21 protein-coding genes are annotated in these 18,286 nt (G+C 61.0%); 11 read left to right on the forward strand and 10 right to left on the reverse strand.

From position 1 onward, the window contains the following. Positions 1-12: 12 nt before the first annotated feature. Together AC3ZU9_RS09820 and AC3ZU9_RS09825 are read right to left on the reverse strand one after the other, a co-directional pair. On the reverse strand, positions 13-1,101 hold the full coding sequence (locus tag AC3ZU9_RS09820; RefSeq protein ID WP_046036581.1) for an endonuclease/exonuclease/phosphatase family protein: 1,089 nt from the start codon (positions 1,099-1,101) through the stop codon (positions 13-15). A gap of 40 nt (positions 1,102-1,141) precedes the next feature. Continuing rightward, positions 1,142-1,801 carry a YciC family protein gene (locus AC3ZU9_RS09825; RefSeq protein ID WP_122810787.1) on the reverse strand — a complete coding sequence of 220 codons (660 nt, stop codon included), beginning with the start codon at positions 1,799-1,801 and terminating at the stop codon, positions 1,142-1,144. A gap of 176 nt (positions 1,802-1,977) precedes the next feature. Here AC3ZU9_RS09825 and AC3ZU9_RS09830 point away from each other — a divergent pair, with 176 nt between their 5' ends. The 3 genes from AC3ZU9_RS09830 (at position 1,978) to AC3ZU9_RS09840 (ending at position 3,973) form a co-directional block, all read left to right on the forward strand. After that, entirely contained in the window at positions 1,978-2,724 is a 747-nt protein-coding gene (locus AC3ZU9_RS09830) for a DUF2076 domain-containing protein (RefSeq protein ID WP_015886034.1), read from the forward strand. A gap of 117 nt (positions 2,725-2,841) precedes the next feature. Continuing rightward, the gene (locus AC3ZU9_RS09835) at positions 2,842-3,318 is read left to right on the forward strand and encodes a LabA-like NYN domain-containing protein (RefSeq protein WP_015886033.1); all 477 of its coding nucleotides are present in this window, start codon (positions 2,842-2,844) and stop codon (positions 3,316-3,318) included. Between the two features lie 43 nt (positions 3,319-3,361). Then, the gene (locus tag AC3ZU9_RS09840; RefSeq protein ID WP_046036583.1) at positions 3,362-3,973 is read left to right on the forward strand and encodes a 3'-5' exonuclease; all 612 of its coding nucleotides are present in this window, start codon (positions 3,362-3,364) and stop codon (positions 3,971-3,973) included. Between the two features lie 156 nt (positions 3,974-4,129). Here the strand turns inward: AC3ZU9_RS09840 and AC3ZU9_RS09845 are convergent, their stop codons facing one another. Further along, on the reverse strand, positions 4,130-4,423 hold the full coding sequence (locus AC3ZU9_RS09845; RefSeq protein ID WP_490090645.1) for a DUF3077 domain-containing protein: 294 nt from the start codon (positions 4,421-4,423) through the stop codon (positions 4,130-4,132). A gap of 490 nt (positions 4,424-4,913) precedes the next feature. Between AC3ZU9_RS09845 and AC3ZU9_RS09850 the strand changes: the two genes are divergently transcribed. Further along, positions 4,914-5,480, forward strand: a complete 567-nt coding sequence (locus AC3ZU9_RS09850) for a hypothetical protein (RefSeq protein WP_122810753.1) — start codon at positions 4,914-4,916, stop codon at positions 5,478-5,480. Then, positions 5,470-5,733, forward strand: coding sequence for an acyl carrier protein (locus AC3ZU9_RS09855; RefSeq protein ID WP_122810752.1), 264 nt, complete (start codon positions 5,470-5,472; stop codon positions 5,731-5,733). Before AC3ZU9_RS09850 ends, AC3ZU9_RS09855 begins: the two co-directional genes overlap by 11 nt. A gap of 89 nt (positions 5,734-5,822) precedes the next feature. Here AC3ZU9_RS09855 and AC3ZU9_RS09860 read toward each other — a convergent pair whose 3' ends face one another. After that, positions 5,823-6,284, reverse strand: coding sequence for an Lrp/AsnC family transcriptional regulator (locus AC3ZU9_RS09860; RefSeq protein ID WP_490090646.1), 462 nt, complete (start codon positions 6,282-6,284; stop codon positions 5,823-5,825). 160 nt (positions 6,285-6,444) lie between these two features. On the opposite strand from AC3ZU9_RS09860, the gene yedA reads away from it, so the two are divergent. Both yedA and rhlE1 read left to right on the forward strand, forming a co-directional pair. Then, positions 6,445-7,341, forward strand: a complete 897-nt coding sequence (gene yedA / locus AC3ZU9_RS09865) for a drug/metabolite exporter YedA (RefSeq protein ID WP_015886027.1) — start codon at positions 6,445-6,447, stop codon at positions 7,339-7,341. 48 nt (positions 7,342-7,389) lie between these two features. Beyond that, entirely contained in the window at positions 7,390-8,724 is a 1,335-nt protein-coding gene (rhlE1, locus tag AC3ZU9_RS09870; RefSeq protein WP_015886026.1) for an RNA helicase RhlE1, read from the forward strand. Positions 8,725-8,860: 136 nt separating this feature from the next. Here rhlE1 and AC3ZU9_RS09875 read toward each other — a convergent pair whose 3' ends face one another. Both AC3ZU9_RS09875 and AC3ZU9_RS09880 read right to left on the reverse strand, forming a co-directional pair. Further along, positions 8,861-10,087 carry a TIGR03862 family flavoprotein gene (locus tag AC3ZU9_RS09875; RefSeq protein WP_490090647.1) on the reverse strand — a complete coding sequence of 409 codons (1,227 nt, stop codon included), beginning with the start codon at positions 10,085-10,087 and terminating at the stop codon, positions 8,861-8,863. 171 nt (positions 10,088-10,258) lie between these two features. Next, positions 10,259-11,179 carry a histone deacetylase family protein gene (locus tag AC3ZU9_RS09880; RefSeq protein ID WP_015886024.1) on the reverse strand — a complete coding sequence of 307 codons (921 nt, stop codon included), beginning with the start codon at positions 11,177-11,179 and terminating at the stop codon, positions 10,259-10,261. Between the two features lie 75 nt (positions 11,180-11,254). On the opposite strand from AC3ZU9_RS09880, the gene AC3ZU9_RS09885 reads away from it, so the two are divergent. From AC3ZU9_RS09885 to AC3ZU9_RS09895, 3 genes are read left to right on the forward strand one after another with little or no spacing between them, the layout of a single operon-like run. Beyond that, complete coding sequence (locus AC3ZU9_RS09885) at positions 11,255-11,824, forward strand: GNAT family N-acetyltransferase (RefSeq protein ID WP_015886023.1); 570 nt, start codon at positions 11,255-11,257, stop codon at positions 11,822-11,824. A gap of 38 nt (positions 11,825-11,862) precedes the next feature. Continuing rightward, positions 11,863-12,732 (forward strand): acyl-CoA thioesterase II, encoded by an 870-nt coding sequence (tesB, locus tag AC3ZU9_RS09890; protein WP_015886022.1) that lies wholly within the window; start codon positions 11,863-11,865, stop codon positions 12,730-12,732. Then, positions 12,729-13,328 carry an HAD family hydrolase gene (locus tag AC3ZU9_RS09895; protein WP_093544242.1) on the forward strand — a complete coding sequence of 200 codons (600 nt, stop codon included), beginning with the start codon at positions 12,729-12,731 and terminating at the stop codon, positions 13,326-13,328. The genes tesB and AC3ZU9_RS09895 overlap by 4 nt, the downstream gene beginning before the upstream one ends. 57 nt (positions 13,329-13,385) lie before the next feature. On the opposite strand, the gene AC3ZU9_RS09900 is transcribed toward AC3ZU9_RS09895, so the two are convergent. Genes AC3ZU9_RS09900 through AC3ZU9_RS09910 form a run of 3 tightly spaced genes read right to left on the reverse strand, consistent with a single transcriptional unit; the run spans position 13,386 to position 15,733 of the window. Beyond that, positions 13,386-14,375 (reverse strand): hypothetical protein, encoded by a 990-nt coding sequence (locus AC3ZU9_RS09900; protein ID WP_102060223.1) that lies wholly within the window; start codon positions 14,373-14,375, stop codon positions 13,386-13,388. Further along, complete coding sequence (gene ypfJ / locus AC3ZU9_RS09905) at positions 14,376-15,263, reverse strand: KPN_02809 family neutral zinc metallopeptidase (protein WP_490090648.1); 888 nt, start codon at positions 15,261-15,263, stop codon at positions 14,376-14,378. Positions 15,264-15,319: 56 nt separating this feature from the next. Continuing rightward, on the reverse strand, positions 15,320-15,733 hold the full coding sequence (locus AC3ZU9_RS09910) for a membrane lipoprotein lipid attachment site-containing protein (RefSeq protein ID WP_490090649.1): 414 nt from the start codon (positions 15,731-15,733) through the stop codon (positions 15,320-15,322). 199 nt (positions 15,734-15,932) lie between these two features. Between AC3ZU9_RS09910 and AC3ZU9_RS09915 the strand changes: the two genes are divergently transcribed. Further along, complete coding sequence (locus AC3ZU9_RS09915) at positions 15,933-16,811, forward strand: DMT family transporter (protein ID WP_046036589.1); 879 nt, start codon at positions 15,933-15,935, stop codon at positions 16,809-16,811. 13 nt (positions 16,812-16,824) lie between these two features. Here the strand turns inward: AC3ZU9_RS09915 and AC3ZU9_RS09920 are convergent, their stop codons facing one another. Then, positions 16,825-18,159, reverse strand: coding sequence for an MFS transporter (locus tag AC3ZU9_RS09920; RefSeq protein ID WP_015886016.1), 1,335 nt, complete (start codon positions 18,157-18,159; stop codon positions 16,825-16,827). Positions 18,160-18,286 lie beyond the last annotated feature (127 nt).

The following is an 18,286-nucleotide window of genomic DNA, read 5'->3' on the forward strand; positions in this document are numbered from 1 at the left end:
TTGCGGTGTTGGTTATGGCGCGGCGGGCAGCAGGAAGCGGGCAATCACCGGAAGATGGTTGGAAATACGCAACGTATCCTCCTGGCGCACCTTCGCCTCCACCCGCTTGATCCGCGGGCTGTAGAACAGGTAGTCCAGCGTGCGGTCGGGCCCGTCCACGCTCGGGTCGTTGGGGAAGTGGGTCAACCATTTCTCACGGTCAATCCCGCTGGATTGGCTATTACTCGGGATCATCGGGTACTTGTCCCACAGCAAATGCAGCTCGCTGTCCGGCGAATACTGCCCGCGTTTGCCGGCGTCCAGGCGCAGGAATTGCCCCAGGGGCAGCAGGTTGAAATCGCCACCGATCAGCCAGGGCGTGCCACGGCCTTCGAATTTATCCAGCAGCTTGACCGTGGTTTTTACTTGTTCCTGCACCGCACTGCGCCCAGGGCTATCACCGTCCAGGCGGGTATTGAGCACGGCCAGTTGGCCACCGTCGCTCAGCGGCAGGTAGGTCAACAGCAGGGCGGGCTTGGGTTGGAACTGGCGGCTGATGATATTGGCTTCGGGCGCCGGCAGTTGCAGGCGTTCGGCGTGCTCGATCTGGTAGCGGCTCAGTGTCGCCAGCTTGCGACCGACGCTGCCGAAGATATGCCAGTCGGGAACAAAGTCGGCCTTCCAGTCGAAGGCCTGGACGCTGCAGGGGTAGAGGTCGACCAGGCGCTCTTGCAGCAGGGCAAGCTGGTCCTGGTAATGGGAGGGCTTGGCGTTTTCGTCGAGTTCCTGCAGCAGCAGGATGTCGGGTTGTTCATCGCGAATCACCCGTGCCACTTCGTCGAGGCTGGCGGCCATGTCTTCCACGGTGGGACGGTCGTCCGGGCCACTGCCGTCGGCGGTGTCGTACCAGAACACGTAGTTCTTGCCGGCCAGGTATTGGACGTTCCAGGTCATGACTTTGAGCGCCTGCCCCGGCAGCAGCGTGGGCGCACGCGGTGCAACGCAGCTCACCGGCAGGGTTTCCTTCGGCTCGGGGCGCCAGGTGAGGCTGTAGATCAGGGTGGCGAGCAGGCCTGTGATGATCAACAGGCCCAGCAGGGTGATGCGCAATAAACGGGTCATCGGCTCGGCTTATAGCGTTTCAGGAGTGGCACGGAGCATATCACCGTGCGTCTGCATCGCCACCGATCAGCATGAATAAACGAAACAGCACCACGCTGGTAAACAATTGCAGGAAGCTGTGGGCGCTGTCCAGCAACAGTCCCAGCAGCGGCGCAGGCTCGGGATACGCCGCAACACTGGCGCCCTTGAGCAGCCACAAGGGGGTCATCACACACAGCAGGCACACCAGGATCATCCAGAAATGCCCACGGCTCAGGCGGAAGCTTTCCTTCATCGCTTCCAGCGCCGGCATGCCGCGCAGCACCAGCAGGTACTCGGCAAAGGCCAGCACCACCATCAGCCACAGGCCCGGCAGGAAGTACAGCGACAGCCCCAACAGGATCAGCAGCGTGCTCATGGCCGTCAGCAGGGCGAAGCGCGGCCACAGGGTGAGGGACATGGCCCATATATCTTTAGTGCGCGGCGACTCGCCCCGTGTGCGAGCATCCAGAAACAGGATCAGCGCGCCGGTGTACAGCGGGTACACCAGCAACCCCACCACCACGCTGTAGCCGGGGAACGCATCCGGGCCCACCACGTGGTTGAGCACCTGTTGCAGCAGGGCTTCGAAAATCACCAACGGCAAGCACAGCTGGACGATGGCGCCCAGGTTGCGTTGGGTGAAGCGGAAAGAGTCGCGCAATACGTCTAACGGATTCATCAAGTTCATCGCAGGCCTGAAAGCAAGGGCAACACTTTAACCGATCATCACTGGCGGTAAGCAAACGTAAACCTTGAGTAAAGACCATTGAAACAACTCGTAACACCCCCATAACTAGGACGGCGCCTGATTAAAGGCGACACCACGATTTCTACCGGCAATCTAACGAGGTCGCCATGAACAGCGAAGAGCAAACCCTGATCGATGGACTGTTTTCACGGTTGCAGCAAGCCGAAACGGACTCAGCCCCCCGCGACGCCCAGGCTGAAGCGCGGATCAAGGAGCACATGACTCGCCAACCGGCCGCTGGGTACTACATGACCCAGTCGATTTTGGTGCAGGAACACGCGCTCAAGAGTCTCGACGCGCAGAATAAACAGCAGGCGCAGCAGATCCAGCAATTGCAGGATGAGCTGCAACGGGCTAAATCAGCACAACCTGCGCCTTCGAGTGGCGGTGGGTTCTTGTCGAGCATCTTTGGCGGTGGCGGTTCCCGTGACCCGCAACCCGCCCAAAATGCGCCGACGTCCTCCGGCGGTGGCTGGCGTGAACCGGCACGGCCGTCCTTTGGCCAGCCGGCGCCGCAGCAGAATTATCAGCAGCCGCAACAGGCGCCTGCCGCAGCGCCAGTGGGCAGCGGTTTCCTCGGCGGCGCAATGAAAACCGCTGCCGGCGTGGCCGGTGGTGTGTTGCTGGCCGAAGGTATCAGCAGCCTGTTCAACCACAACTCGCAACAACCGCAAGTGGTGGAAGAAATCATCCGCGAAGAGCCGGCGCCTGCCAGTGACAACGGCAACTGGGGCAATGATGACCAGAAGTTTGCCGGTAACGACAGTTGGGGCAGCAACAACTCGGACAGCTTCGCCGACAGCGATTATTCCGACGACTCTTCCTCTTTCGGCGATGACGATTCCTTCGTCTGACGCATCTTGGCCGGGGCGCTTCGTCGCCCCGGTCTGATTTTTCCCGGCAACTCACTCGCGGCTGGCATACTGGCACCCTTTCCGGGCCCTGGCGCCTGGCTGTCATGAGGAAGTGCGGTGAAGAAAATTGCAGTGTTCGCCGATGTTCAGAACCTCTATTACACCGTCCGCCAGGCCTATGGTTGCCACTTCAACTACGCCGCTTTGTGGGCTGATATCAGCTCGCGCGGGCAGATCGTCGAGGCGTACGCGTATGCCATCGACCGTGGCGACAGCAAGCAGCAGCAATTCCAGCAGATCCTGCGCAACCTGGGCTTTACGGTAAAACTCAAGCCCTACATCCAGCGCAGCGACGGTTCGGCCAAGGGCGACTGGGACGTGGGCATCACCATCGACATCATGGACGCCGCCGACCACGTCGACGAAATCGTGCTGGCTTCCGGCGACGGTGATTTCGACATGCTGCTCGACCGCATCATCAATAAGCATGGCGTCGAAGCGGTGGCCTACGGCGTACCGGGGCTGACGGCCAACTCGCTGATACGCGCGGCCAGCCGCTACGTGCCGATCGAAGGCGCGCTGCTGCTCAAATAGTGCACGGCGGCTTAATAAACAGTTAGACGGAGTGGGAACAGGTTTGGAACGTATAGCGGTCATCGACTTTGAAACCACCGGTATTACGCCGAACAGTCATTGCCGGGCCACGGAGATCGCCGTGGTCATCCTTGAGCGTGGCCAGATCGTGGACCGCTACCAGAGCTTGATGAACGCCGGCGTGCGCGTGCCGGGCTTTATCGAACAACTCACCGGCATCAGCAACGCCATGCTGCGCAGCGCGCCACCGGCCGAGCGGGTGATGAACGAAGTCAACGAATTCGTCGGCACCACGCCACTGATGGCGCACAACGCCGCGTTCGACCAGAAATTCTGGGACTACGAACTGGGCCTGATCCGCCGCACCCGCCTGCAAAAATTCGCCTGCTCTTTGCTACTGGCCCGCCGCCTCATGCCGGCCGCGCCCAACCACAAGCTCGGCACCCTCAACGCCTACGCGCAACTGCCCCACACGGGTAAGGCTCACCGGGCGATGGCGGATGCGGAAATGGCGGCCAACCTCACCGCCCATCTGGCCCAGGAGCTGCGCCGTACGCACGGCTTGCGCGAACTGTCCCATGAGCTGCTGTGCACCTTGCAGAAAGTGCCGGCGGCGAAGATCAATGAACACCTGAAGAAGCATCGCGGGTTCTGAGCCTGCCACAATCCCCAGAACACTGACGCTCTAAATGTGGAACTCAAAATGTGGGAGGGGGCTTGCCCCCGATAGCGGTCTGTCAGCTAGAGATGTATTGGCTGACACACTGCCATCGGGGGCAAGCCCCCTCCCACATGGGTTATGCAGTGTTCATTAAGGCTGCATACACTCCAGCGCACGATCCACCACTCCCTTTGCCATCCCCACCAAATGCATCACCGCCCGCTGCTGCGCCTTCATCGCCTCATTCGATGAAGGCGCCGTCTCCACCGCGCAATGCAGCAAATCCGCCGCATGGGCGAGGGCGTCTTCGAAACTCAGGTTGTCGTTCAGGGCGAAATGAGGTGCGTCCGGGGCGCAGGCTTTGAGGTAGTAGTCGATGGCTCGGCGGTTGAGCAGGGCATCTTCGCTGAGGAAGCATGGTGGATCGGGGGTTACTTTGACCATGGTGAACACTCCTTGCTGGGAAGAAGTCGACACCCCTCGCTTGCACGCGAATGAGGGTGGCAACTGTACGTAGGTGTGCAAGACCGGGGCAAGGAGCTAAACCCAGCAGACCCGAAGGTCTCCCACGCACAGCCGCCATAACGGGCGAACGCCAAGCATCAAGCTGGGCATTAAGCTGTAGGTTGATTTGTGGATTCTGCTTGCCGTCGGACTTGCACGTCCGGTCACCGAACATTCGATGACTGAGCGAGACTAGCTACCTGATCCAACGGAAACAAGGCCGTGGGATTCTCTCGGAAACGTCCTTCAAATGAAAGAGATGGGTCTTGCTGGCCATTGAAAATTCAGCTTCTGGCGGTCCGTTTCTGAATGGGCAGTAGGCTGAATCCTGTCACTGCCTAGGACCCTTCTGTTTTTCCTCTTCATCCACCTATCAACTCTTGCTGCGACCTACCATCCCGCCTGCCATTTACGTACAGGGATTACAGACGTGCAGGAAAGCGATCTTCATACAGCAATCATGAGAAGCAAGTTTGAGCTCGATTTGAGTGGCGTTGACCTAGGTTCAACGTCAAGCATGGCGTTTCATTTGGGCAACACGATGACAAGTTGTCCGGCGATCATGGCGTTGCCAAATCCCCCAGGCGTTAGCAGCAGCGGCAGCTATCAATTACTCAGACCCGTGCATGTCGATTCTAGGGTTCCAAACACCACGGTCGAGGACCTCTGGAAATGTACTCAAGAGCACTACGGGTTGACTGCTGCAACATTTATTACCGCATCGGCGGGAATACCGATCAGCAAAATAGCCGTGGGTACTTGGGTTCACGTAGGTTCCAGCAGGACGACAAACCTGGCCAGTCTCATTGGCATGCGCTTTTTCCCTCGCACGCTGATCAGACAGCCCACAATGGCGAGGGTGGCGAAGGCAACGTTTGGTACTGTCCGGATATTTGGCATTATCGGGCGAGGCATTCCCTTCGTGGCGGCGGGGCTGGCTATCTTTGATCTAATCAGTATTAGTAAGTGTGCCTATGAGGCAAAAAATGGAAGGTAGTCCGACCAGAGCAGAGATCAGCGAAAGGGTCTTGCAGTTGTTTGTCGACATCATCGGCTTCATCGACCGAAGCCAGGTGTCGGAACAAACGGATTTTATTCACGACTTTAAGATCATTGATGACGATCTGACCTGCTTTGTCATGCAGATCAAATGGCAGTTCAATCTACACGCCACTCAGGCGGATTGGGACCACATCACCACGATAAAGCAGATTGTCGATTTGATTGTTGAGCGCTCAAATCTGCTTTGATGCAACTGACGTCATCGCAGGCAAGCCAGCTCCCACAGTTGGAATGCATTTCAAATGTGGGCGCCGGGCTTGCCCGCGATGGCGGCGGTTCAGCCACCATTTTTCCCAATGCCCTCCAACTGCCCCAACGGCACCCGTCGCTCTATCGCGCTCGACAAAATGATCGACGTCTTGCTGAACCCGAACTTCGCGATCCGGTTGATTAGATTCTCCAACTCCGGCATCGAGCCCACCGCCGCCTGCATGATCACGCACGGGTCACCGGTCACCCGATGGCATTCCGTCAGCTCAGGGATTTGCGCCAATGCGTCATAAACCTTCTGGCTCCCATGATTGGTCAGTCGCAGTTCAATCACGCACTGAATCGGCAAACCCACTTTCGATAAGTCCACCTTGGCTTGATACCCGGTGATCACGCCGCAGGCCTCCAGCTTGGCCACGCGCTCGGCCACGGCGGGGGCGGAGAGGTTTACCGTGCGGGCCAATTGCGCGTAGGACGCGCGGCCGTCTTCGAGCAGGGCGCTGAGGAGCATACGGTCGTATTTGTCCATGATAAGGCTCCAGTTGCGTGCGGCTTTCGAAAACACGGGTTATAGCGTTCATAACCATGCTTTGAAAAGTGTAACGTCGTTTTAAACAGGTTTTGTAACTTATGTTTAACGACCTGCTTTTTTAGAATAAGCCTCCTATCTCATGCCGCAGAGCTACCCAATGCCTGGCCCACGTCGCTTCCCCTTACCGTTGATCGCTGCCTTTTTTGCGTTGTATGTGATTTGGGGGTCCACCTATTTGGTGATTCGCATCGGCGTGGAGTACTGGCCGCCGCTGATGCTGGGCGGGATTCGTTTTCTGGTGGCGGGTGCGGCGATGTACGGGTTTTTGCGCTGGCGTGGAGCGCCGGCGCCGACGTGGGAGCAGTGGAAGGCGGCGGCCAAGATTGGCATTTTGCTGCTGACCTTCGGCAATGGCGCAGTGAGTGTGGCCGAGCACACTGGCGTGTCGTCCGGCGTGGCGGCACTGGCGGTGGCGACCGTACCGCTGTTCACGTTGTTGTGCGGTTATTTCTGGGGCGCGCGCAATACCCGGCTGGAATGGGCGGGCGTGATCTTGGGGATGATCGGCATCGCTATGCTCAATATGGGCAGCACGTTGCAATCGAGCCCGATGGGTGCTGCTTTGCTGCTGTTTGCTGCGGCGTCGTGGGCGTTTGGTTCGGTGTGGAGTCGGCGCCTGCCGTTGCCACCGGGAGCCATGGCCAGCGCTGCGGAAATGCTGGTGGCCGGCGTGACGCTGTTGATCGCCAGCGCGCTCACCGGCGAACGCCTGCAAGCCATGCCGCCGCTGGAAGGCTGGCTGGCCCTGGCGTACCTGGCCGTGTTCGGCTCGATCATCGCCTTCAACGCTTATATGTACCTGCTCAAGCACGTACGCCCCGCAGCGGCGACCAGTTATGCCTACGTCAACCCCGCAGTGGCGGTGTTGCTGGGGATCGTGTTTATCGGCGAGACCATCGGCCTGGAAGAAGCCTTGGCGATGTTGGTGATCATCAGCGCGGTGCTGCTGATCAGCTTGCCCCAGTGGCGAAAGCCCAAGCCGGAAATAAGGTAAACTGCGGCGCATTACGCCCTTGCGCTGAATTTTTCCTACGGTAAATACATGACTTTCGCCACCCTTGGCCTGATCGAACCCTTGCTGCGCGCCCTTGAGACGCTTGGCTACCAGACCCCGACGCCGGTGCAGGCGCAAGCCATTCCGGCGGTGCTGGCCGGTCGCGACCTGATGGCCGCGGCCCAGACCGGCACTGGCAAGACCGCCGGTTTTGCCGTGCCGCTGCTGCAACTGTTGACCACCGAAGGGCCGAAAGTCGCCGCCAACTCGGCGCGCGCGCTGATCCTGTGCCCGACCCGCGAGCTGGCCGAGCAGGTTCATGCCAGCGTCGCCGAGTACGCCCAACACCTGCCACTCACCACCTACGCGGTGTACGGCGGCGTGAGCATCAACCCGCAGATGATGAAGCTGCGCAAAGGTGTCGATATTCTGGTCGCCACGCCTGGCCGCCTGATCGACCTGTTCCGCCAGAACGCGCTGAAACTCAACCAGCTGCAAACCCTGGTGCTGGATGAAGCCGACCGCATGCTCGACCTGGGCTTCTCCGAAGAGCTGGCGAACATCTACCGCATGTTGCCGAAAAAGCGCCAGACCCTGCTATTCTCCGCGACCTTTTCCGATGAGATCCGCCTGCTGGCCGGGCAGATGCTCAACGACCCGCTGACCATCGAAGTCAGCCCGCGCAACGTCGCCGCCAACACCGTGAAGCAGTGGGTGGTGCCGGTGGACAAGAAGCGCAAGCCGGAGCTGTTTGTGCACTTGATGCGCAAAGGCCGCTGGAAGCAGGTGCTGGTGTTCGCCAAGACCCGTAACGGCGTGGATGCGCTGGTGGATAAGTTGCAAGGCCTGGGCATCAACGCCGACGGTATCCACGGCGACAAACCACAAGCCACCCGCCAACGTGCGCTGGACCGCTTCAAGTCGAGCGAAGTGCAGATCCTGGTGGCCACCGACGTGGCGGCCCGTGGCCTGGACATCGAAGATTTGCCGCTGGTGGTCAACTTCGACCTGCCGATCGTGGCCGAGGATTACATCCACCGCATCGGTCGTACCGGGCGTGCGGGCAACACCGGCGAGGCGATTTCCCTGGTGTGTGCCGATGAAGTGAACATGCTGTCGGCGATCGAGATGCTCACGCGTCAGACCCTGACCCGCAAGATGGAGCCGGACTTCGAACCGGAGCACCGTGTGCCGGACACCGACGCCAGTGGGCAGGTGGTGAAGAAGCCGAAAAAACCGAAGAAGCCTAAAACGTCGGGGGGTGGCGGTAAGCGCAACCTGGGTAAGTGGGTGGACAGCGGGGATGCGGCGCCGGTGGAGCCTTCGATCAAGCCGGTGCGCAAGGTGCCGGTGTTCAATACTGGGCCGCGTAAGAAGAAGTGATTTTTCGGCGCTGCTGATGGCCTCATCGGGGGCAAGTCGAATCGTCGCACCGCCCCTCCCACATTTGACTGTATTCACACATCAAAATGTGGGAGCTGGCTTGCCTGCGATGCCGGCTCTGGATTCACCACACATCTCAGCGCTTAAGCCACTCCAACATCCCCCGCCCAGCCGCCCTTCCGCTGGCAAAGCATCCTGTCAGTAGGTAGCCCCCGGTCGGCGCTTCCCAATCCAGCATCTCCCCCGCACAAAACACCCCCGGCAACTGCTTGAGCATCAAGCGCTCATCCAGCGCCTCAAACGGCACCCCGCCCGCCGTACTGATTGCCTCATCCATTGGCCGTGTCTTCACCAGCGTCAACGGCAAGGCCTTGATATCCACCGCCAGTTGCACCGGGTCATTGAAGTGCTCGGCCGGTGCCAACTCACGCAACAGCGCGGCCTTCACCCCCTCCAACCCCAACTGACTGTGCAAATGCTTGCTCATCGAACGTGAACCCCGCGGCTTGGCCAAGGCGGCCTGGACCTTGTCCAGCGGCTTGCTCGGCAGCAAGTCGATATGCACGGTGGCCGAACCGTTGCGATTGATCGCCTCACGAATCGGCGCCGACAGTGCATAGATCAAACTGCCTTCGATACCGGTCGCCGTGACCACGCATTCGCCCAGCCGAGGCTTGTCATCCGCCAGCCCAATGGCAACGTTCTTCAGCGGCGCGCCGGCGAATTTGCTGACCATCAATTCGCTCCAGGCCGACACCTCGAAGCCGCAGTTGCTCGGTTGCAAGGGGGCGTAGGGCACACCTTTGTCTTCCAGCAGCTTGAGCCAGGCACCGTCGGAACCCAGGCGCGACCAACTGCCACCGCCCAACGCCAGCAGCACGGCGTCGCTGTGGACAACTTTATCGCCGTCCGGGCTGTGGATAAGTAAACCACCCTCTGCATTCCACCCCACCCAACGATGCCGGGTGTGGATAACCACGCCTTGATCGCGCAGGCGCTTGAGCCAGGCGCGCAGCAGCGGGGCGGCTTTCATATCGGTCGGGAATACTCGGCCGGAGGTGCCGACGAAGGTCTCGATGCCCAGGCCGTGAATCCATTCGCACAACGCCTCGGCGCCAAACCCACGCAGCAGCGGCGCCATGTGCGGCGCACGTTCGGCATACCGCGACAAAAACGCCGGGTACGCCTCGGAGTGGGTGATGTTCATGCCGCCCACGCCGGCCAGCAGGAATTTGCGCCCCACCGAGGGCATGCCGTCGTACAGGTCCACGCGCACGCCCGCTTGGCTCAGGACTTCGGCAGCCATCAGCCCGGCAGGGCCGCCACCGATCAGGGTGACGTGGTGAGGTGAGGTCTGGGGCATGGGCAGGGCTTTGGTGGCTTGAATAGGCCGCGTATTCTACCCGACGACAGCGTGGCTGCCTGATCAAAAAACGTACACTTTCCTACAAGCCTTACGGCTGCTCGCTTTCAGAGGCTTACGCTCAAGTTATCCACAGGTGGTTCCACAGGCAATGTGGGTAACGCCCACGATTCAGTGACAACCTGATGACGTCCACACCCGTTGCGCACTGTGGTGCAGGATGCCGTGGCGACGGGCCAGGGCGGGGCGGTCCTTGCTGTAGCCGCCGCCGATCACACCCATCACCGGAATATCGCGGCCCAGGCAGTGGCGCATCACGCTTTCGTCGCGGGCGGCGACGCCGGCGTCTGTCAGCTTGAGGTAACCGAGGGCGTCGTCCTTATGCACATCGACGCCGGCGTCGTAGAGCACCAGGTCCGGTTGATACAGCGGCAGCAGGTAGTTGAGCGCGTCGTCCACCACCTTGAGGTAATCGGCATCGCCCATGCCCATGGGCAGCGGAATGTCCCAGTCGCTCTGGGCCTTGCGTGCAGGGAAGTTCTTTTCGCAGTGCAGCGACACGGTGATGGCATCCGGCGTGTCGTGGAGGATGCGCGCGGTGCCGTCGCCTTGGTGCACGTCGCAATCGAAGATCAGCACGCGGTTGACCCGGCCGCTGGCCAGCAGGTAATGGCTGATCACCGCCAGGTCATTGAAGATGCAAAAGCCCGCGGGGTAATCGTAATGGGCGTGGTGGGTGCCGCCCGCCAGGTGGCACGCCAGGCCGTGTTCCAGCGCCTGTTCTGCCGCGAGAATCGAGCCGCCGACCGCACGCACGGTGCGCCGGGCCAGGGCTTCGTTCCACGGCAGGCCGAGGCGGCGCTGGTCTTCGCGGGACAGTTCGCCACTCATGTAGCGTTCGATATACCCCGTGTCATGGGCCAGGGCCAGAATCTGCGCTGGGCACAGTTGCGGGCGCAGCAATTGGCTGTCCTCGGTCAGGCCACTGTCCACCAGGTGGTCGCGCAACAGGCGGAATTTGTCCATGGGGAACCGATGTTCCGCCGGGAACTCGGGGCTGTAGTCATCGTGGTAGATCAATGGCAAAGGCATGGGATTTTCTGACGGGAACCTGCGAGGGATCTTAACAGCGCGGTACACTCACGCACATGGCAAGGGAGGGGACCCATGGAGCCGATACTTGAATTGGAAAGTGCACGCCTGGTGCTGCGCCAATGGCGCGACAGCGACCTGCTGGAATTTGCACGCATGTGCGCCGACCCGCAGGTGATGCGCTATTTCCCGGCCACGTTGAGCCACCTGGAAAGCGCCGCCTTGATCGGCCGGATTCGCGGCCACTTCGCCGAATACGGCTTTGGCCTGTGGGCGTTACAGCGCAAGGACACGGGTGAATTCATCGGCCTCACCGGGCTGGCGAATGTCAGCTTTGAAACCGACTTTACCCCGGCGGTGGAAATCGGCTGGCGCCTGGCCCGCGAGCACTGGGGCCTGGGATACGCCAGCGAGGCGGCCTGGACGGCGTTGCGCTGTGGTTTCGACCGTTTGCAGTTGGACGAAATCGTCGCGTTCACCACCGAAGCCAATCTGCCATCACAAAAAGTCATGCAGGCCATCGGTATGCATTACGATCCGCTGGCAGATTTTGAACACCCCAAGGTCGCAGCCGATGACCCGCTGCGCCATCATGTTTTGTATCGCATCACCCGCGCCCAATGGTTGGACACGCTGCACGGATAGGCAGCCCGGAATGCCCCGTAGATTTTAGGAGTTGCTCTATGAGCCAAGTATTGGAAGATCTGGTGGACTTGCTGACCCTGGAGCCGATCGAGGAAAACCTCTTTCGCGGCCGCAGCCAGGACCTGGGCTTTCGCCAATTGTTTGGTGGCCAGGTGCTCGGCCAGTCGTTGTCGGCAGCCAGCCAGACCGTAGAAGAAGCGCGGCATGTGCATTCCCTGCACGGTTATTTCCTGCGCCCTGGCGACGCGAAGTTGCCGGTGGTGTACTCGGTGGACCGCGTGCGCGACGGTGGCAGTTTCAGTACGCGCCGCGTGACGGCGATCCAGAAGGGCCACCCGATCTTCACCTGCACCACTTCGTTCCAATACGACGAACAAGGCTTCGATCACCAGACCACCATGCCCGTAGTGGTCGGTCCGGAAAACTTGCCGTCGGAGCTGGAACTGACCCAGCAGCGGGCGCACCTGATCCCCGAGCACATGCGCGACAAGCTGCTGTGCCCCAAACCGATCGAAGTGCGCCCGGTGACCGAGAAAGACCCGTTCAACCCGCAGCCCTCCGACCCGGTCAAATACGTGTGGTTCCGCGCCGACGGCGCCCTGGCCGACACACCTGCGCTGCATAAGTACCTGCTGGCCTACGCCTCGGACTTCGGCCTGCTGACCACCTCCTTGCTGCCCCACGGCAAGACCGTGTGGCAGAAAGACATGCAAGTCGCCAGCCTCGACCACGCGTTGTGGTTCCATGCCGACCTGCGTGCCGATGATTGGCTGCTGTATGCCATGGACAGCCCGTGGGCCGGTAATTCCCGTGGGTTCTCCCGTGGCAGCGTGTACAACCGCGCCGGGCAATTGGTGGCCTCGGTGACGCAGGAAGGTTTGATTCGTCATCGCAAGGATTGGGCATGAGCCTGGCGGACGTCAGGCACTGGGTGTTCGACATGGACGGCACCCTCACGGTGGCCGTGCATGACTTTGCGGCCATTCGCGTGGCGCTGGAGATTCCACCCGAGGACGACATCCTCACTCACTTGGCGGCATTGCCGGCGGAGGTCGCGGCGGCCAAGCATGCCTGGCTGCTGGAGCATGAACGGGAGCTGGCGCAGGGTTCCGTCGCGGCTGAAGGTGCAGTGGAACTGGTGCGCGAGCTGGCCGGGCGTGGTGATCGCCTGGGTGTCCTGACCCGTAATGCGCGGGAATTGGCGCATATCACGCTGGAGGCGATTGGCCTGGCGGACTGCTTTGCCGTCGAGGATGTGCTGGGGCGTGAAGATGCGCCGCCGAAGCCGGACCCGGGTGGTTTGCTGAAACTGGCAGCGGCCTGGGACGTGGCGCCGAGCGAGATGGTGATGGTCGGCGATTATCGCTTTGACCTGGACTGTGGCCGGGCGGCGGGGGCGCGGACGGTGTTGGTGAACCTGCCGGAAAATCCCTGGCCTGAATTGGCGGATTGGCATGCCGAGGATTGTGCGGTGCTGCGCCGGATGATCCAGCCCATACGCTGACAATCAAATGTGGGAGGGGGCTTGCCCCCTCCCATATGTTTAATCCGATTTTGGCAGTTATTTCCCGAAGAGTACTTTCTGGCCTTCCGGCGACGTAAACATCCCATCCCCGTTGTGCCCCACCCCCGGCACCTCCACCAGCCTATGGCTCAACTGCGGATGCCGCTGCTTGAGGTAGTCAAAATAGTTGTGCCCGCGAATCAGGCGATACGCGCCCTGGGTCTCGGCGGCGCAGCTTTTATCCAGCGCGGGATGGTTCGGGTCGGTGTCTTGCTGGCCCAGCAGGTAGGTGATGTTGCGTGACACGTACGTGTTTTCAAGCTGCTCGGCGCGCTGACCCTTGGCGTAGTCCGGCAGGTTTTGCATGCCGTATTTCCAGTCGTTGAAGCCGGGGCAACTGGCGGTGTCGAACTTCACCGGGCGCTGCGGGCTGAAGTAGGCGTAGGACGACGGGTTGGCCACCACGTAGCGCAGGCTGATGCCTTCGGTCTGCAGCATCGGGTGGTCGTGGCCCGTGAGGGCGAAACGCTGCACCACCTGGCCGCCGCCGGAGTGGCCGGCGACCACGATTTCTTTCAGCGCCGGGAACAATGTGCGGTTGCCCAGGTGCTTGATAATCTGGTCCAGCGCGCCGTAGGAACTGATTTGGCCCGGTCCGGTCGAGGGCTCGCCGGCCATCCAGTCGTTGCCCTTCCAACGCAGTACCGAGTGGCCCAGGTGGTTGCGCTTCACGTCGGACGCGTTGAGAAACTGCGGCGCGATCACCAGCGTGCTGGCAGTAAGCCCGGCTTGCTCGGCGGCATCTTCACCGCTTTGCAGGTAGGTCTGCGCGTTGCGCAGGCGGCCGTGCACGATGATCAAGGCGCGGGTGACCGTGGGCAGTGGCTGTCGCCAGTCCTGGCTCAAGCCCAGGCTGAGGTCGCCGGCCTCCAGGTGTAAACGATCGGGACTGACTTCTTTGACGCCATGCTCTTTTACGACAGGCTCGGCGGCCAAGGCGGAACAGGTGACTAGCGCACCCAGCAGCAATCCCAATCGTTTATTCATCTAGAGGCTCTTGGCGGCAAAGGTGTCGCATTGAGTGATCTGGCCCTGGGCGAAGCCGGTCTTGAACCAGCGCACGCGCTGCGCCGAGGTGCCGTGGGTAAACGAGTCCGGCACGACGCGCCCTTGACCCTGTTGCTGCAAGCGGTCATCGCCAATGGCGTTGGCCGCATTCAGTGCTTCCTCAATGTCACCGGGTTCCAGCCAGTTCAGGCGCTTTTGCGCACGGTTGGCCCACGCCCCGGCGAAGCAGTCGGCTTGCAGCTCCTGGCGCACCAACAGGCCGCCGTCGCCTTGCATCTGGCGGCCTTGCTGGCGTGCGGCCTGGATCTTCGACGAAATGCCCAGCAGTGTCTGCACGTGGTGCCCGACTTCGTGGGCGATCACATAGGCCTGGGCGAAGTCGCCGGCGGCCTGGAAGCGTTGCGACATTTCCCGGAAGAAATCCAGGTCCAGGTACACCTGTTGGTCAGCCGGGCAATAGAACGGGCCACTGGCCGAGGTGGCGCCACCGCAGGCGGAGTTGACCCGGCCACGGAACAGAATCAGTTTCGGGTTCTTGTACGCCAGGCCGTTTTCCTTGAACACCTGGCCCCAGGTGTCCTCGGTATCGCCCAACACGGCCCGTACAAAATCGGCTTGTTCATCGTTGGCCGGCGGCGCCTGGCGCGATTGGGTGCTCACCGAGGGCGCCTGTTCCATCTGGCCGGTCAGTTGGCCGAGGATCTGCAACGGGTCCTGGCCGGTCATCCAGCCGATGCCGACGATCAGCACGATCGCCGTCAGGCTCAAGCCTTTACCGCCCCCAAAGCGCATGCCGCCGCCACCCCCGCCACTGTCATCGCGGGCATCCACCACGTTGTCGCTGCGTCGGCCTTTTTTCCATAGCATGGGGCAATCCTCTTGATGAACGGTCCTACAGGGATGTTGGTTGAGTATGGCCGTTATTAGCGGCAATACCCTTCGCCGGTATCGACAATCAGGCAGTCCTTTTTATCCGCCAGCCATTTCAGCCCGGTGGCTTCACCGTCACCGGCGCGCAGCAGTTGTGGGCCGTCCGGACGGTTGAAGGCGATGCCGTCTTCATTGGCCTCACCTTTGAAGGTGCCGGCGTCATCGGCGTCGAGGCCGTATTGCATGGTGAGGAGGTAGTGACCACGGCCGATGCTGTCGTCCTTGGCGATGGTCAGGTACAGGCCTTCGACGCCGATCCACTTGCCCACCCATTTGTCGGTAGGCGGCGTTTGCGGCACGAGGGTCGCTTGTACGGACGCCGGTGCGGGTTTTGGCGCTTCCTTGGATTCCTGATTACAGGCAGTCAGCACAGCAAGGGCAGACAGAATAAAAAACGTTTTTTTCATAGCGGCAAGGCCTTGGTTAAAAAGTGTACAGCGCGAGGGCAATCGTGCAGCGTTGGACTCGAATCCCGTGATTTAGTGCGCTGTTCGCCCGGTGTTTGGTTATGCTCTTGGGGCAGACTCCGGCCCGGCTGCTAGATTACCGGGTTGAGCGCTGCTTCGTTCAGTGCTCAGCGTTCAGCTCGCCACGCAAGAGAATCCAATGACTGTCAGTACCCCCCTTTCCGGCATCAACCATCCTTTCAAAGGCATTCTGCTGATTGTACTGGCGACGTTCCTGTTCTCCAGCCACGATGCCCTGTCCAAATACCTGGCCGGGTTCTACCCGATCGTGATGGTGGTGTGGGCGCGCTACCTGGTGCACACCTTGTTGATGGCCGGCATTTTCCTGCCGCAATCGGGGTTGCGCGTACTGCGCAGCAAACGGCCGGGGATGCAGGTGGTGCGGGCGCTGTGTCTGCTGGGCACCAGCTTGTTCTTCACGGCGGCGCTGCATTACATCCCCTTGGCTGAAGCCACGGCAGTGAACTTCCTGGCACCCATCCTGGTGACGGCGCTGTCGGTGCCGCTGCTGGGTGAGCATGTGACACGCGGCCAATGGCTGGCGGTGATCTGTGGCTTTATCGGGGTGCTGGTGATCATCCATCCAGGCGGCGAACTTTTCACGCCGGCGGTGTTGTTGCCGCTGTGTTCGGCGCTGTTCTTCTGCTTTTACCAACTGCTCACGCGCATCTTGAGTAAGTTCGACACCCCCACCACCAGCAACTTCTTTGCCGGGCTGTGCAATACCTTGGTGATGAGCGCCATGGTGCCGTTCTTCTGGCAGATCCCCACGCTGTGGCATGGCGTGTTGATGCTGGCCCTGGGCACGTGCGGCATGACCGCGCACTTGATGCTGACCCAAGCGTTTCGCTTCGCGGCGCCGGCTTTGCTGGCGCCGTTCGGCTATTGCCAGATCGTGTTTGCGGGGTTGTTGGGCTGGCTGGTGTTCAACCATACCCCCGATGTGACCACGGTGGTCGGCATCGGGGTGATCTGCATGAGCGGGTTGGCCGCTGCCTGGCAGCAGCGGCGCAGATAGCTCAGACGGTTGCTCAGACGTCTACGGTAGGGATCTTGCGCGGCGCCATGAAGTACATCCAGGTCAGCGCAATGAAGTACATCGCTGGGATCAGGGTGAACAACACTGTGTAGTTGTTGTTCGTCACGGTGAGGATGTGGCCGACGATCTGGGTCATGAACATACCGCCGATGGCCGCGCACATGCCGCCGAAACCAAACACCGTACTCATCATGTGCTTGGGCGTGTAGTCCATCACCAGGCTCCAGATGTTGGCGGTCCAGGCCTGGTGCGCACCAATCGCCAGGGAGATGGCAAACACCGCGACCCACAGCTGGCTGGAACCGGCGGCCATGATCACGCCGACGATGCAGCAGGCAAACAGCAGCATCGACAGCAGGCGTGCCTTGATCGAGTTCATGCCTCGGCCGATCAGGAACGACGACAGAATCCCACCCCCCACGCTGCCGAAGTCGGCGGTCAGGTAAATGATGATCAGTGGAATGCCCATCTGGGTCACGTTGATGCCCAGGTTGTATTGCTGGTTCAGGAACGGCGGCAGCCAATACAGGTAGAACCAGAACACCGGCGCGGTGAGGGCATACGCGATGGCGAAGGCCCAGGTGCCGCGCATCCGCAGGATACGGCTGAAGGGGACGCCCGGTTGTTCCGGCTCGACTTGCTGCTGCACGTAGTCCAATTCGGATTGTTTGACCGAAGGGTGGTCTTCCGGGTTGTAGTACTTCAAACCCCAGAACACCAGCCAGATCGCACCGAGCGAGGCCATGCACAGGAACGCCGCCTGCCAGCCCCACACATGCAGGATCAACGGCAGCAGCATCGGGGTCATCATCGCGCCGACGTTGGTACCGGCGTTGAAGATGCCGGTGGCCACGGCACGTTCACCCGCCGGGAACCACAACCGCGTGGTCTTGACGCACGCCGGGTAGTTGGCGGCTTCGGTCAACCCGAGGATAAAGCGGCAGACCATAAAGCCCACCGCCGAGGTGGCCAGGCCGTGGGCGCCGGTTGCGAGGCTCCAGAGCAGTACGGCGAAGAAGAACACGCGTTTGACGCCGACCCGGTCGATCAGGCGGCCTTGCAGCACAAAGCCGACGGCGTAGCCGACCTGGAACCAGAAGTTGATGTTGGCGTAGTCCATCGCCGTCCAGCTCATCTCTTTGGCCAGGATCGGTTGCATCACGCCCAGTGCGGCGCGGTCGATGTAGTTGAGGGTGGTGGCGAAAAACACCAGGGCCAGCATGCCCCAGCGCGTTTTGCCCACGGCCAGGGCGCCGCGGATCTTGTCGCCGATGCCGGCGTGCGGGTTGCCCGGGCGGTCGGCCAGGACGGAGTTTTGCAGAGGCATGTGGTTGTACCCGTTTTTTGAAATTTTTATGGTGTGTTCTGGGTCTTTGTTACTGGATCGATGGTGCGCAGCGCTTAAAAAATCGTCAATTCGCCAAACAGGCATAGTGTTCGATAATCGCACCAAA

This window comes from Pseudomonas sp. A39, from assembly GCF_058145955.1.

Excerpts from the sequence above, each read along its gene's own strand:
- AC3ZU9_RS09860 (WP_490090646.1), bottom strand. The coding sequence starts at position 6,284 with ATGGACAAATACGACCGTATGCTCCTCAGCGCCCTGCTCGAAGACGGC.
- AC3ZU9_RS09875 (WP_490090647.1), bottom strand. The coding sequence starts at position 10,087 with ATGCCCCAGACCTCACCTCACCACGTCACCCTGATCGGTGGCGGCCCT.
- AC3ZU9_RS09820 (WP_046036581.1), bottom strand. The coding sequence starts at position 1,101 with ATGACCCGTTTATTGCGCATCACCCTGCTGGGCCTGTTGATCATCACA.
- AC3ZU9_RS09855 (WP_122810752.1), top strand. The coding sequence starts at position 5,470 with ATGGAAGGTAGTCCGACCAGAGCAGAGATCAGCGAAAGGGTCTTGCAG.
- AC3ZU9_RS09895 (WP_093544242.1), top strand. The coding sequence starts at position 12,729 with ATGAGCCTGGCGGACGTCAGGCACTGGGTGTTCGACATGGACGGCACC.
- AC3ZU9_RS09830 (WP_015886034.1), top strand. The coding sequence starts at position 1,978 with ATGAACAGCGAAGAGCAAACCCTGATCGATGGACTGTTTTCACGGTTG.
- AC3ZU9_RS09885 (WP_015886023.1), top strand. The coding sequence starts at position 11,255 with ATGGAGCCGATACTTGAATTGGAAAGTGCACGCCTGGTGCTGCGCCAA.
- AC3ZU9_RS09900 (WP_102060223.1), bottom strand. The coding sequence starts at position 14,375 with ATGAATAAACGATTGGGATTGCTGCTGGGTGCGCTAGTCACCTGTTCC.
- yedA (WP_015886027.1), top strand. The coding sequence starts at position 6,445 with ATGCCTGGCCCACGTCGCTTCCCCTTACCGTTGATCGCTGCCTTTTTT.
- AC3ZU9_RS09880 (WP_015886024.1), bottom strand. The coding sequence starts at position 11,179 with ATGCCTTTGCCATTGATCTACCACGATGACTACAGCCCCGAGTTCCCG.
- AC3ZU9_RS09825 (WP_122810787.1), bottom strand. The coding sequence starts at position 1,801 with ATGAATCCGTTAGACGTATTGCGCGACTCTTTCCGCTTCACCCAACGC.
- rhlE1 (WP_015886026.1), top strand. The coding sequence starts at position 7,390 with ATGACTTTCGCCACCCTTGGCCTGATCGAACCCTTGCTGCGCGCCCTT.
- AC3ZU9_RS09845 (WP_490090645.1), bottom strand. The coding sequence starts at position 4,423 with ATGGTCAAAGTAACCCCCGATCCACCATGCTTCCTCAGCGAAGATGCC.
- AC3ZU9_RS09915 (WP_046036589.1), top strand. The coding sequence starts at position 15,933 with ATGACTGTCAGTACCCCCCTTTCCGGCATCAACCATCCTTTCAAAGGC.
- AC3ZU9_RS09910 (WP_490090649.1), bottom strand. The coding sequence starts at position 15,733 with ATGAAAAAAACGTTTTTTATTCTGTCTGCCCTTGCTGTGCTGACTGCC.
- AC3ZU9_RS09920 (WP_015886016.1), bottom strand. The coding sequence starts at position 18,159 with ATGCCTCTGCAAAACTCCGTCCTGGCCGACCGCCCGGGCAACCCGCAC.
- tesB (WP_015886022.1), top strand. The coding sequence starts at position 11,863 with ATGAGCCAAGTATTGGAAGATCTGGTGGACTTGCTGACCCTGGAGCCG.
- ypfJ (WP_490090648.1), bottom strand. The coding sequence starts at position 15,263 with ATGCTATGGAAAAAAGGCCGACGCAGCGACAACGTGGTGGATGCCCGC.